Source organism: Streptococcus cristatus, assembly GCF_001578775.1.
In the GTDB taxonomy this organism is placed as follows: domain Bacteria; phylum Bacillota; class Bacilli; order Lactobacillales; family Streptococcaceae; genus Streptococcus; species Streptococcus cristatus_A.
In genome coordinates this window covers 1,700,359-1,713,062 of record NZ_KQ969062.1, presented here as the reverse complement: position 1 = coordinate 1,713,062, position 12,704 = coordinate 1,700,359, and the positions used below count along the sequence as shown (strand labels likewise).

The window sequence follows — 12,704 nt, the reverse complement described above, 5'->3', positions numbered from 1 at the left end:
ACCCAAAAGCGCTTGAAAGGACATTCTGTGAAAGATTTTCATAAAAAATGAAAAAGAAGAGGCCATTCCTATTGACAATCATTCTAAAGAGGAGTATAGTTAGAATGAAAAATCGGTAGGTGAGGCTACCATAAGGATACGGATGACTACCGCAAAGCAGTGGAGACACTGCTCGTTGGTCAACAGTCCTGATCGCCAAGGTCAAGACTAAGCTCATTTCATCGCCTTATGGAGTTAAAGCTTGAACGGTGAATGCTTGTTTTATCTGTGTTTAAAACAATGAAGCGAACAACCTGACATGCAAATAACCCTGTCGAGAAATTGGCAGGGTATTCTTTTTTGCTGAAAATATTTCAAGAGTATAAATAGTTGATTGCCTGCCTTTTAAGAAAAAAGAAGGAGGAATAGTAATGAAATTTTGGTATTCTAGTATCAGTCCTTTTGCGCGTAAAGTCTATGCTACAATTTTACATCATCATTTAGAGGAGCAAGTGGATATTCAGAGAGTTCAGGTGGCTTTCGACAAAAATTCACCGCATAATCAAGATAATCCTTTGGGTAGAATTCCTGTTTTTCAAGCTTCCAATGGAGAATGGTTGTATGGTAGTGATTTAATTTCCCAATATTTAGATGAGCTAGGTCAGGAAACTCCGCTTTTTCCTAATGGAATAGAGAAGTGGCACGTTTTGAACATACTGTCCGTTGCTGAAGGAATTTTGGAAAACACAATGCCGATGGTTGCGGAAAAATTTTTTCATGAAAAAGAGCATTGGTGGAAAGACAGACATCAGCAAATTGATGAGAGAAATGTCCGGAGTTTGGCCTTATTAGAGAAATTGGCTACTGAGCAGGGACTTTCTTTAAATATTGCAACAATCCAAGTAGTTGCTCTTGTAGATTGGTGGAATTTACGTGAAGAAGTCATTGGATTTTCTTTGAGAGAAAATTTTCCCGACTTGCAAGAATGGACACAGAAGATGAATGCTACTTTTGATGTCTTGCAAGCATCTTGGGATTATTAACTGCTTTTATAAACTAAGAAAGGAGAAGTACGATGCAAATTGACGATCATCCGGAACCGCACATACACAGCCAATCGCTGATTTGTGTCGTTCTGTCCTCATAAAGTGATTGGTCTCTGTGTATGAACCACATTATTCATACAGATAGGAGAAACCAATGAAAAACGTAAAAGAAAGATTGCTGGCAGCGCTGCAGCTGCCTGTTCAAGAAACTCTGGCATATTATAAGAGTGCCTTTCGCGGTCTGACCGAAGATCAGGTCGAAGAAAATCGTGACCTCTATGGTGAAAATGTCATCACAAAGGGTCAGGAAGACTCTATTTTCAAGAAGATTTACGAGTCTATCATTAACCCCTTTACAGTCATCTTATTGGTGATTGCCCTAGTGTCCTTAGTGACCAATGTCTGGCTGGCTAAGCCTGGTGAGGAAGATCCGACGACTTCCATCATTATTGTCGTTCTGGTGCTGATTTCCGGCGGCATTCGTTTTATTCAGGAACTGCGGAGTGACCGCGCTGCTAGCAATCTGTCTCGACTGATTGTCAATACGGCTACGGTTATCCGTGAAGGAGCAGAGCAGGAACTGCCCATTGATGAGCTTGTTGTAGGGGATATCATCAAACTTAGTGCCGGAGACATGATTCCTGCAGATGTATTGCTGCTGGACTCACGTGATTTCTTTGTTCAGCAGTCCGGCCTGACAGGAGAAAGTGATGCAGTAGAAAAGATCTGTTTGACCAAGGCGGATGGGCAAAATCTCGATAGCCTTTTAGAGACAGAATCATTGGCCTTCATGGGAACTAACGTTATTTCCGGAAGAGCTACGGCTCTGGTGCTGGTGGTTGGTGATGAGACCATGATGGGAGCTATTGAGCAGACGCTTAATACCTATGATGAGCCGACCTCTTTTGAGCGCGAGATGAATAGCATTTCCTGGCTCTTGATTCGTCTGATGCTGGTCATGGTTCCGGTCGTGTTCTTCATCAACGGTCTGACAGACGGTGACTGGTTGGAAGCAGGTGTCTTTGCCCTCAGTGTTGGGGTCGGCCTGACCCCAGAAATGCTGCCCATGATTATCACAGCGAGCTTGGCTAAAGGTTCTATTATTATGGCTCAGGAAAAGGTCGTGATTAAGAAGCTAAACGCTATTCAGGATCTAGGAGCTATTGATATCCTTTGTACGGATAAGACGGGGACATTGACCCAAGACGAGATTGTGTTAGAATACCCTCTGGATATTCATGGTGATTTGGACTTGGCAGTGCTCCGCCGGGCCTTTCTCAATTCCTATTATCAAACGGGTCTCAAAAACCTCATGGATCGAGCTATTATCAATCGGACGGAGAAAGAAGCAGAAAAGCATGAGATTGTTCGTGACTTAGACCAAACCTTTAAGAAAATTGATGAACTTCCCTTTGACTTTGAACGTCGTCGCATGAGCGTCATCGTCAAAGATGATGAGGATGTTATCAGCATGGTAACCAAGGGGGCCTTAGAGGAAATGCTGGCCATCTCTAGCTATGTAGAATACAAGAATCGCATTACAGAACTGACTGAGGAGATCCGTCAGGAAATCCTTGCGGAAGTGGCTCAACTTAATGAGCAAGGGCTGCGCGTACTTGGTGTTAGCTACAAGTCAGACTTAGAAGAAGATTATGAGTATGAAGTAAAGGATGAGTCCGATATGATCTTGACGGGCTATCTAGCTTTTCTAGATCCACCTAAGTCATCTGCGGCTCCAGCTATTGAAACTCTGGCCGAATATGGTGTTTCCACTAAGATTTTGACGGGCGATAATGAAAAGGTAACCCAAGCAGTCTGTGAAAAGGTTGGGTTAGATGTAGACAATATCTTGCTAGGTGTAGAAGTAGATGCTTTATCTAATGAGGAATTGAGTCAGGCGGTGGAGAACACGACAGTCTTTGCCAAGCTCTCACCTGACCAAAAAGCTCGGATCATCCTCCAGCTCAAAGCCAATGGCCACAAGGTTGGCTACATGGGTGATGGCATCAATGATGCCCCTTCTATGAAGGTAGCAGATGTTGGTATTTCTGTTGATACGGCAGTCGATATAGCCAAGGAAACAGCAGATGTCATTTTACTGGACAAGGATCTCATGGTTCTGGAGAAGGGACTGGTAGAGGGACGCAAGGTCTATGCCAATATGACTAAGTATATCAAGATGACGGTCAGTTCCAACTTTGGAAATATCTTTTCTCTTCTTTTTGCTAGCATTTTTCTGCCTTTTCTGCCTATGGCACCAGTCCATTTGATTGTCCTCAATCTAGTTTATGATTTGTCTTGTATCGCTCTGCCATTTGATAATGTAGATAGTGAATTTCTCAAGAAACCTCATATTTGGTCAGCCAGTTCCATTACCCGATTTATGGCTTGGATTGGACCGATTTCGTCCGTTTTTGATGTTTTGACCTATCTGGTGCTTTACTTTATCATCGTGCCTATGATCACAGGAGGCAGCTATCAAGCTGGTACTGAACAGGCAGTAACCTTTATCACGCTTTTCCAAACAGGCTGGTTTATTGAGTCTATGTGGACCCAGACCATGGTTATCTACATGCTACGCTCACCTAAACTGCCTTTTGTGCAAAGTCGTCCCGCTTTGTCTGTCATTGTGACGACCATGGCGGCAGCGCTCTTTGTTACTTCCTTGCCATACAGCCTCTTTGCGTCAGTTCTGAAGACAGCTCCATTGAATGGCACCTATTTCCTTTGTCTTTTCTTGATTATCGTGCTTTATATGGTTAGCGTAACCCTTGTGAAAGGTCTTTATATCAAGCGTTACAAGGAATGGCTGTAATAGAAGGGCTAGCAGATGTTTAAGAATTATAAAAAAGAGGCTGGGACAAAAGTCTGGCTTCAAATATAAAAAGCGAACAAAACTAGTTTTCTGGTAATCAGAATTCTGCTTTGTTCGCTTTTCGCATTTAATTGTAGATTTGAAGGGCTTAATAATTAAGATTTTTAAAAATTGAAATATTTTTGTCCCAAACTCTTTTTTGTATGTATTATTCTTTATCAGGTTGCCATTGCCAGCTTGCTCCAAATTGGGCGAGTAACTCAAAGGAGGCTTTTGGTCCCATAGATCCGACAGGATATTCATGGAGTGGCACTTGATTTTGGCTCCAGAGTTCTTCGATGCGATCGATGAGCTCCCAGCTGGCTTTTACTTCGTCCCAATGACTGAAATTAGTTGAGTCGTTATTAAGGACATCAAAAATTAATTTTTCATAAGGATCTGGAGAAGCTCCTGACGCTGTAGCATCTGTCCGATAATCCAATGAGATAGGAGCTAGATTAAAGAGTTCTCCAACTTCCTTGCCATTGAGACTGAGTGAAATCCCCTCGGTTGGCTGGATATAGATGGTTAGGACATTTGGTTTGAGAGGCTCACCAAAGATAGAGTCCATTTGCTTGAAGACAATATTGACATGGGTGCCTTTTTTGGTGAGGCGCTTCCCTGTTCGGAAGAAGAAAGGAACGTCACGGAAGCGGTCGCTATCAATGAAGAAAGCCCCAGAAGCAAAGGTTTCAGTAGTAGACTCAGGATTGACATTTGGTTCGCTACGGTAAGAAATATATTTTCGACCGTTGATTTTGCCAGACTTGTACTGGCCGCGAATGAAGAAACGTTTCAAATCTTCCTCGCTTGGCTGAACGAGGCGCTCAAATACCTTGGCCTTTTCTGCTCGGATATCTTCTTTGGTAAAGCTTTTTGGCTTATCCATGGCTAATAAGGAGAGAAGTTGCAAGGTGTGGTTTTGCACCATATCACGGAGGGCACCGGATTGATCATAGTAGCCACCGCGTTCTTCAACTCCCAACTTTTCAGCAAAGGTAATCTGCACATTATCAATGTATTGGCGGTTCCAGACATTTTCAAACAGTAGATTAGCAAAGCGGATGGCAAAAATCTTTTGAATCATTTCCTTGCCCAGATAGTGGTCAATGCGGAAAATCTGTTCTTCGTCAAAGGTAGCCAGTAGATCTTCGTTAAGCTTGCTGGCAGTTGCCAAATCTGTCCCAAAGGGTTTTTCAACAATTAGGCGCTCAAATCCTTTTCCATCAACGATTTGCTCAGATTTGAGATGCTTAGCAATGGTTCCGAAAAATTGTGGTGCCATAGAAAGGAAGAAGAGTTTATTATTTTCTGCCTGATATTGCTCGTTGAGTTTATTTTGCAGCTTGCGCAATTCGATATAATGCTCGGTATCTTGCACATCATGGCTTTGATAATAAAAGTGGCTAGCGAACTCTTGAGCCTGCTCTGCACTGTCGGCTAGGTCTGAGATTGACTCGACAACGACCGACTCGAAATATTCCTTGCTCCAAGGTCTACGGGCAGTTCCGATTACGGCAAAATGTTGCGAAAGATTGCCGGATTTATAAAGTCGAAAGAGGGAAGGATAAAGTTTTCTTTGAGCCAAGTCTCCGCTGGCACCGAAAATTGTAATAATAACTTTTGAAGACATGATATTTATTACCTATCTAAATGTGATTGTCTCTATTTTATCACAATTTTCAGAAAAATTGTATTTGAAAAATCTGGATTTGACCAAAGAAAATATCCCGAGGAGAAGTCGGGATAGAAAATTAGGCTTCTTTCTTCTGATGAATCGCTCGAAACAGGAAATAGTAGAAAATAAAGTTGCCTATTGCAAGAAGGAGAAGTAGACTAAAGACATTGTGGACGCCGCTTGTCGTATCGGGTGCTTGGTTGAGCAGGACGGCTGCAATTGCCGTTCCCAAGGCACCAGCAAAGGTTTGCGCTAGTTGAAAGAGAGCAGTTACATCCGCCGTCTTTTCTCTGCTGACTTGAGAAGCGGATAAAGCCATAGTATTGTTGAAGGCCATGTTGCGCCCTAGAGTAAAGAGGATATAAGATCCTAAGATTAAAGGCAGATTGAGCCAGCTTGTAAAGAAGCTAAAGACAATCATGACCAGAAAGACTAGGGAGTTGCCGCCTAGCAGAGACAGCTTTGGGCCTTTGCTATCGTACAATTTTCCCAGAAAAGGCGACATAAAAGCTCCGATCATGGTTCCGGGAAGCAGGGAAAATCCAGCTTGGGCAGTCGAGACATTCTTGACCAGCACGAGAAAGTTGGGAATGAGAAAGTTGCTGGATAGATTGGAGAATTGGAAGATTAAAAAGGGCAGAATTCCAAAGAAAATCGTTGGTTCTTTCAAGATACGGATGTCCAGAAATGGGTGTTGAACTGTCAGACTACGCCAGATGAAAAAGGCAAAGGAAAGGAGGAAAATAGCTAGATAGAGCCAATTGACATTATCGCCACCTTCCAAACTGGAAATGGTCATCAGAGAAAAGGAAAGAGCCGTTGCGAGCGAGAGAAAGCCCAGCACATCAAAGGGGCGCTTGCTTTTTCCTGCCGAATTTTCCAAGTTAACATAAGCCAGTAAAAAAGAGAGAATGGGAACTGGCATGATAAAGCTGTAGATCATGTGCCAGTCGAAGGAGCCAATCATGAAGCCTCCGTAGGTCGGGCCGATGGCTGGTGCTATGCTGATGACTAGGCCGCTCAGCCCCATATAAAAGCCGATTTTCTGCCGAGGAATTCGCTCCACGATGAGATTAAACATAAGTGGAATGGCAATCCCAGTCGCTCCCCCCTGAAGGATCCGTCCCAGCATAAGGAAAGTAAAGTCTGGGGCAATCATGGCAATCAGATTGCCAAGGGTAAAGATGGAAAGCGAGGTAAAGAGGATGCGACGCTCCGTCCAATTGTGGGCGAGAGTTGCGCCTAAAGTTATGGTGATGGCGACGGCCAGCAGATAGCCAGTCGTAATCCATTGTAGCACTCCTAAGCTCAGATCAAATACTTTGCTGAGGTGGGGAAAGGTCACATTCATACTAGTCTCTGAAAGAATTCCAGCAAAGGCGACTAAAGCCACAGCCAGAATAGAAAGCAAATCTCGTTTCTTTACTTTTTCTTGATTCATAAAAAGAACTCCTTTTCAAATGAGATAGTATTATTGTAGCATGATTTTCCAAGATAAGAGAGAAAAAATTAAAGAGCGACTTTCATCAAGCCTCTTCTAATTTCTAAAAGTCGGTCAGATCAACTGAGTAAAGGTTAGAGAATAGCATATAAAAGAAACACCTATGAAAACAGACTTTCATAGGTATTTGGCTCTAAAAGACACGATAGACATAGGGATTGTCTGGTTTTTCTACCTTGTCAAAGCTTTCAACTTCTAAAGTTGGTAGGCTTTGCCCCAGACTTTTATGGTAGTGCATGGCAAGTTTCCCCTTGGCATGAATCCAGGTATTATTCTCGAAACGCTGGGTATTTCCAGTCGTCAAGAGGCCATAGACACCTGAGTCGGCGATACAATGGATAATACCAAAGCGAAAGAGAAATTGGCTCTTCTGGTCGCTGGGGTCATTGTAGACAAAGCCGGTGAACTCCAGCGTCTTGCCCACAAACTCGTCGGGATAATCATAGATAACTTCCATGACCTCCATGTAGTTCTCAGTGGTGACCTGAATGGTATTTTTGTTGATATACTTCTTGGCGGCTGCCCGCATTTCTTTTTCGTAAGCCCCTTTTGTAAAGTAGGTGCTGGTGTCTGGTTTCAGATACTGACTTGTCGTGCCTTCGTCCTGCTGAATAGCAGTTGAAGTTCCCTCAGCCAGCGGAAAATGAAATCCTTTAGCCGAAACGGTGGTCGAATCCAAGGTGACAGTTGGAAAGAAAATTCCCACAAAGAGCGGAATGATAAGGAGCAGCACGCTGCCTAACTTGGCCCAGCGAGTGCTTAAATGACTGTGGACCTCCATCTTTTTCATCCAGATGATCAGCTGCACAACTGCCAAGATAAAGGACAGAATCATAGACAAGTAGGCCAGATAGGAGTAGTGGAGATTGATATATTGGTTGAGCTTGCCTGTCAGCTGCAGATACATGGTGATCTCAAAGTAGCCGACTAAGATTAGAAATCGAATCATAGCACTACCCCCACAAGCCAAGAGTAAAGAAAGACGACGACGGTAACCAGGCTGATAAATTGCCAGATAAAGCGTGTCTTAAAGTAGTTTTTCATCATCAGCAGATTTTTGACATCTAGCATAGGCCCAATGACCAAGAAAGCTAGGACTGGCGATAAGCCGAAACTAGCAATCAAGGAGCTCCCGATGAAAGCATCAGCTTCGCTGCAAAGTGAGAGCAGGAAGGACAGCAGCATGAGCAAGAGAATAGCAACAGCTGGTGTTGAGCTGATGGAGGTCAAGATTCTGGTTGGCACATAGACCTGGACTAGGCTAGCAAAGAGACAGCCAAAGACTAAATAGCGACCTGTATCGAAAAATTCGTCAATGGCTTGAACGAAGACCTGAAAAAGCTTTTGCCCCTTGCTGAGATGTGAAAAGTCATGCTCATGAACAGCCTTGCGATTTTCTTTTTGGATATTGCTGTCTGCAAAGAAGCCCAGAAAAATACCTAAAAGAATAGCCACGACCATAGAACCTAAAGCACGAAGCAGAGCCATTCGGAAGGAATTACCAAAGGCTGAGTAGGTCGCAAAGAGCACGATGGGGTTGATGACTGGAGCCGTTACCAGAAAAGGTACAGCCGTGTAACTGGGAACTTTCTTTTCCAAGAAGCGGTTAATTATGGGAACAATTCCGCACTCACAGGACGGAAAGACTATACCGATCAAGCTTCCAAAGAAAATCCGAGCCCATTTGTTCTTGGGCAGGAAACGATAAACCTTGTCTGGCGTGACATACACCTCGATAAAGCCGGAAATAATACTTCCGATCAAGACAAAAGGCAGGGCCTCAATGATGATGGAGAGAAAGATAGCGCCAGCCTGTAAGACGCTGGAAGGAAGGTTAGAAAAGAAACTCATGCTTTTCTAGCCTTTTCTTGCGCTTCTTTTTTCTTTTTGTTATCTGGAAATTCTACTTTTTCAAGCTTAGGCAGGGTCGCAAACTCCTCGAACATCTTATCTAAATCATCTGTTTTGGTAAATTTCACAGCCATAGGGCCACCTCATTTCTAAAATAATAATTCTATTATACTACCAAACGAAAAAAAATGATATTTTCAGCCATGATGGATCAGAGAGAGCGGACTCACCCTAGCAAGAAAAAGATGGATTAAACTAGTCTTTATAGATTTTTCAGCTTCATATTATGATATAATAGAAGCGTTATGGAAAATATAAATATTGAAAAAATTGCCCAGAAATTGGACCTTAAAGAAAGCCAAGTATCACAGGCCCTAGATCTGACCGCTGAGGGAAATACGATCCCTTTTATTGCTCGTTACCGTAAGGAAATGACGGGAAATCTGGATGAGGTCGAGATTAAGGCAATCATTGACTTAGATAAGAGTATGACTGCTTTAGCAGAGCGCAAAGCGACGGTCTTAGCTAAGATTGAGGAGCAGGGCAAACTAACGGATGCTCTGCGCTCTGAGATTGAGGCTGCTGAAAAGCTGGCTGATGTGGAAGAACTGTATCTTCCTTATAAGGAGAAGCGCCGTACCAAGGCTACTGTTGCGCGTGAAGCAGGTCTCTTTCCTTTGGCCCGCCTCATCCTACAGGATGCGGCTAACTTGCGGGAAGAAGCTGAGAAACTGACTAGTGAAGCCTTTCCGACAGCAGAAGCTGCTCTTGCTGGATCAGTGGATATTCTGACCGAGGCGATTTCTGAAGACACCAAGCTGCGGGCTTGGACCTACCACGAGATGCAGACCAATTCTTCTATCGTATCCAGTCTCAAAGACGGTGATTTGGATGAAAAGCAAGTCTTCCAGATTTATTATGATTTTTCCGAAAAAGTAGCGACTATGCAAGGCTACCGTACCTTGGCTCTTAACCGTGGAGAGAAACAAGGAGTCCTCAAGGTAGGTTTTGAGCACAATCTTGAGAAAATCCTGCGCTTCTTTGAAGTGCGTTTTAAGGTGAAAAATGCCTATATTATCGAAGCTGTCCAGCAAGCAGTTAAAAAGAAAATCATTCCAGCCATGGAGCGCCGTATTCGGACCGAGCTGACTGAAGCTGCTGAGGATGGTGCGATTCAGCTCTTCTCAGAAAATCTCCGCAATCTCCTCCTAATTGCCCCTCTCAAAGGTCGCGTAGTACTGGGCTTTGACCCGGCCTTTCGGACAGGAGCAAAGTTGGCTGTTGTGGATCCAACAGGTAAGATGCTGACGACTCATGTCATCTATCCAGTTCCACCAGCAAAGCCAGCTCAGATTGAAGCTTCTAAGAAGGAGTTATCAGAGCTGATTGAGCAGTTTGGCGTGGAAATCATTGCCATCGGAAATGGAACGGCCAGCCGAGAAAGCGAAGCCTTTGTAGCGAAAGTTTTGAAATCTCATCCAAATGTCAGCTATGTCATCGTCAATGAAAGCGGAGCATCTGTCTACTCTGCTAGTGAACTGGCTCGTCATGAGTTTCCAGATTTGACTGTTGAAAAGCGCTCAGCTATTTCCATTGCCCGCCGTCTGCAAGATCCTTTGGCTGAGCTGGTCAAGATAGATCCTAAGTCTATCGGAGTTGGTCAGTACCAGCATGATGTCAGCCAGAAAAAACTGTCTGAAAGTCTGGACTTTGTCGTGGATACCGTGGTTAACCAAGTCGGAGTCAATATCAACACCGCCAGTCCTGCCCTGCTGGCCCATGTAGCTGGTCTTAATAAAACTATCTCAGAAAATATTGTCAAATACCGGGAAACAGAAGGCTTGATTCGGTCTCGCGAGGCCATCAAGAAAGTGCCGCGTCTGGGTGCGAAGGCTTTTGAACAGGCAGCCGGCTTCTTACGTATTCCTGAAAGTGATAACCTGCTAGACAATACAGGCGTTCACCCAGAATCCTATAAGGCAGTGGAGGAGCTCTTTAAGCGTCTGGAAATTAGCAGTTTGGATGAAGCAGCCCAAGCCAAATTAAAGGCTGTTCAGATTGCTAGTTTAGCTGCAGAGCTAGGCTTGGGAGAAGAAACCCTCAAAGATATTATTGCGGATCTGCTCAAGCCTGGCCGTGATTTGCGAGATTCTTTCGACGCGCCAGTTTTGCGGCAGGATGTCTTGGATATCAAGGACCTGCGCATCGGTCAAAAGCTGGAAGGGGTCGTCCGCAATGTCGTCGATTTCGGAGCCTTTGTGGATATCGGTATTCACGAAGACGGTCTTATCCATATTTCTAAAATCAGTAAAAACTTTATCAAGCATCCTAGTCAAGTCCTGTCAGTCGGTGATTTGGTCACTGTCTGGGTGGATAAACTGGATGTGGAGCGGGAAAAGGTCAATCTCTCTCTGATAGCGCCAAATGAATCTAACTAACTATGTCAAGCGGGTTTCCGTTGAAGATTTTGGCTGGGAATTCCGCCACCAAGCTTATTGGAATAAGCGTCTCCGTACTACAGGAGGACGCTTCTTTCCAAAGGACGGGCATTTGGATTTCAACCCAAAAATCTATGAAACTTTTGGGCTGGAGACCTTCCGAAAAATTGTCCGCCATGAGTTGGTCTACTATCATCTCTATTATCAGGGCAAAGGTTACCGCCATGGAGATAGAGATTTTAAAGACCTCCTTAAGCAAGTTGACGGTCTGCGTTACGCTCCGTCCTTGTCCAACTCGCAAACCTTTCTCATTTATGAATGCTTAAGCTGCGGAACACTTATCCGTCGTAGACGCAGAGTCAATCTTCAAAAATATCGTTGCGGTCGTTGTAGAGGGAAATTGTCATTCCTAAAAGAGGAGATAAACGGAAGCTAAGCGAACCAAAAAACGAATAGATGCAGAATCAGCCTTGGGGCTGATTTTTTTGTTCTCTCGCTATGATAAAATGGAAGAAAGAATGAGAGTTGAGGTCATCATCATGAAAACTAAGTTTTATAGATTAAGAAGAAACCGAGTGATTTCTGGGGTTTTGTCGGGACTGGCTGATAAATTTAACTTTGATCTTGGCTTGTTACGCTTTTTATTCATCATCTTTACAGTTTTCAATTTTGGCTTAGGCATTTTGATTTATATTTTGTTGGCCATCGTGATGCCTTACAAGGAAGATGTGGAAGCGGAAATGTATGGAACGGGCCCTCGCAAAATGAAAGATGCCGAGCCAATCAATGACAATGACGGCTGGTTTTGGTAATTATAAAATAGAGAAATTCGGGGAGTGTTCCCGAATTTTTGCTGGATGTAGAGGAAACGAAAAGAGAGAATCTAAGGAAACGCAGCTGACGGAATCTGGAAGCTGATGCCGAAATACGAATGACTTATCCAAGGAGGAAATATGACAGAAGTTTGGAATGCCTATGACTTGAATCGAAATCAGCTCCCGCATCTCCTAGTTCGAGGAGAAAACATTCCTGAAGGGCAATTTCATCTCTGTGTCAATATCTTGGTTCGCCATCAGGATGGTGATATTCTCTTTATGCGGCGGTCAGCAAATAAAAGTCTCTATCCTGGCTATTATGAGTTCGGGGCGGGAGGTAGTGTGCTGGCAGGAGAGGATAGTCAGACAGCCGCTCTGCGGGAACTGGAAGAAGAAACAGGACTGGTTCCCGACAGTATCAGACTGTTGGAGCAGGTGTGCTCTGTCGAAGACCAGTGCCACTTTGACTTCTATGAAGCGGTAGTGTCTGGGGACAAGAGTCAAGTCCGCTATCAGGCAGGCGAAACCGATGCCCATCTCTG

The 12,704-nt window shown here is 43.9% G+C and carries 10 protein-coding genes, 1 pseudogene and 1 riboswitch; of the genes and pseudogenes, 6 read left to right on the top strand and 5 right to left on the bottom strand.

Annotated features, from left to right (window positions below):
* The first annotated feature begins 104 nt into the window (after positions 1 to 104).
* Positions 105 to 261, top strand: a riboswitch (M-box (ykoK) riboswitch).
* 149 nt (positions 262 to 410) lie between these two features.
* Entirely contained in the window at positions 411 to 1,022 is a 612-nt protein-coding gene (locus tag SCRDD08_RS08345) for a glutathione S-transferase family protein (RefSeq protein ID WP_061423208.1), read from the top strand.
* A gap of 157 nt (positions 1,023 to 1,179) precedes the next feature.
* Positions 1,180 to 3,840 (top strand): magnesium-translocating P-type ATPase, encoded by a 2,661-nt coding sequence (gene mgtA, locus SCRDD08_RS08340; protein ID WP_061423207.1) that lies wholly within the window; start codon positions 1,180 to 1,182, stop codon positions 3,838 to 3,840.
* A gap of 208 nt (positions 3,841 to 4,048) precedes the next feature.
* On the opposite strand, the gene zwf is transcribed toward mgtA, so the two are convergent.
* From zwf to SCRDD08_RS11495, 5 genes are all read right to left on the bottom strand, one after another.
* The gene (zwf, locus tag SCRDD08_RS08335; RefSeq protein WP_061423206.1) at positions 4,049 to 5,512 is read right to left on the bottom strand and encodes a glucose-6-phosphate dehydrogenase; all 1,464 of its coding nucleotides are present in this window, start codon (positions 5,510 to 5,512) and stop codon (positions 4,049 to 4,051) included.
* A gap of 121 nt (positions 5,513 to 5,633) precedes the next feature.
* Positions 5,634 to 6,998 (bottom strand): MFS transporter, encoded by a 1,365-nt coding sequence (locus tag SCRDD08_RS08330; RefSeq protein ID WP_061423205.1) that lies wholly within the window; start codon positions 6,996 to 6,998, stop codon positions 5,634 to 5,636.
* Between the two features lie 193 nt (positions 6,999 to 7,191).
* Positions 7,192 to 8,007, bottom strand: a complete 816-nt coding sequence (locus SCRDD08_RS08325; protein ID WP_061423204.1) for a TIGR03943 family putative permease subunit — start codon at positions 8,005 to 8,007, stop codon at positions 7,192 to 7,194.
* Positions 8,004 to 8,909, bottom strand: a complete 906-nt coding sequence (locus SCRDD08_RS08320) for a permease (protein WP_061423203.1) — start codon at positions 8,907 to 8,909, stop codon at positions 8,004 to 8,006. The genes SCRDD08_RS08325 and SCRDD08_RS08320 overlap by 4 nt, the downstream gene beginning before the upstream one ends.
* Positions 8,906 to 9,043, bottom strand: coding sequence for an SPJ_0845 family protein (locus tag SCRDD08_RS11495; RefSeq protein WP_155719777.1), 138 nt, complete (start codon positions 9,041 to 9,043; stop codon positions 8,906 to 8,908). Before SCRDD08_RS11495 ends, SCRDD08_RS08320 begins: the two co-directional genes overlap by 4 nt.
* Before the next feature lie 171 nt (positions 9,044 to 9,214).
* On the opposite strand from SCRDD08_RS11495, the gene SCRDD08_RS08315 reads away from it, so the two are divergent.
* The 4 genes and pseudogenes from SCRDD08_RS08315 to SCRDD08_RS08300 form a co-directional block, all read left to right on the top strand.
* Positions 9,215 to 11,347, top strand: a complete 2,133-nt coding sequence (locus SCRDD08_RS08315) for a Tex family protein (protein ID WP_061423202.1) — start codon at positions 9,215 to 9,217, stop codon at positions 11,345 to 11,347.
* Complete coding sequence (locus SCRDD08_RS08310) at positions 11,334 to 11,783, top strand: SprT family protein (protein ID WP_061423201.1); 450 nt, start codon at positions 11,334 to 11,336, stop codon at positions 11,781 to 11,783. The genes SCRDD08_RS08315 and SCRDD08_RS08310 overlap by 14 nt, the downstream gene beginning before the upstream one ends.
* Positions 11,784 to 11,886: 103 nt before the next feature.
* Positions 11,887 to 12,159, top strand: coding sequence for a PspC domain-containing protein (locus SCRDD08_RS08305; protein ID WP_061423290.1), 273 nt, complete (start codon positions 11,887 to 11,889; stop codon positions 12,157 to 12,159).
* A 141-nt stretch (positions 12,160 to 12,300) separates the two neighbouring features.
* Positions 12,301 to 12,704: pseudogene (locus SCRDD08_RS08300) on the top strand (NUDIX hydrolase); the annotation flags it as partial.

Coding starts and splice junctions, on each gene's coding strand:
- SCRDD08_RS08310 (WP_061423201.1), top strand. CDS start 11,334: ATGAATCTAACTAACTATGTCAAGCGGGTTTCCGTTGAAGATTTTGGC.
- zwf (WP_061423206.1), bottom strand. CDS start 5,512: ATGTCTTCAAAAGTTATTATTACAATTTTCGGTGCCAGCGGAGACTTG.
- SCRDD08_RS08345 (WP_061423208.1), top strand. CDS start 411: ATGAAATTTTGGTATTCTAGTATCAGTCCTTTTGCGCGTAAAGTCTAT.
- SCRDD08_RS08320 (WP_061423203.1), bottom strand. CDS start 8,909: ATGAGTTTCTTTTCTAACCTTCCTTCCAGCGTCTTACAGGCTGGCGCT.
- mgtA (WP_061423207.1), top strand. CDS start 1,180: ATGAAAAACGTAAAAGAAAGATTGCTGGCAGCGCTGCAGCTGCCTGTT.
- SCRDD08_RS08330 (WP_061423205.1), bottom strand. CDS start 6,998: ATGAATCAAGAAAAAGTAAAGAAACGAGATTTGCTTTCTATTCTGGCT.
- SCRDD08_RS11495 (WP_155719777.1), bottom strand. CDS start 9,043: ATGGCTGTGAAATTTACCAAAACAGATGATTTAGATAAGATGTTCGAG.
- SCRDD08_RS08325 (WP_061423204.1), bottom strand. CDS start 8,007: ATGATTCGATTTCTAATCTTAGTCGGCTACTTTGAGATCACCATGTAT.
- SCRDD08_RS08315 (WP_061423202.1), top strand. CDS start 9,215: ATGGAAAATATAAATATTGAAAAAATTGCCCAGAAATTGGACCTTAAA.
- SCRDD08_RS08305 (WP_061423290.1), top strand. CDS start 11,887: ATGAAAACTAAGTTTTATAGATTAAGAAGAAACCGAGTGATTTCTGGG.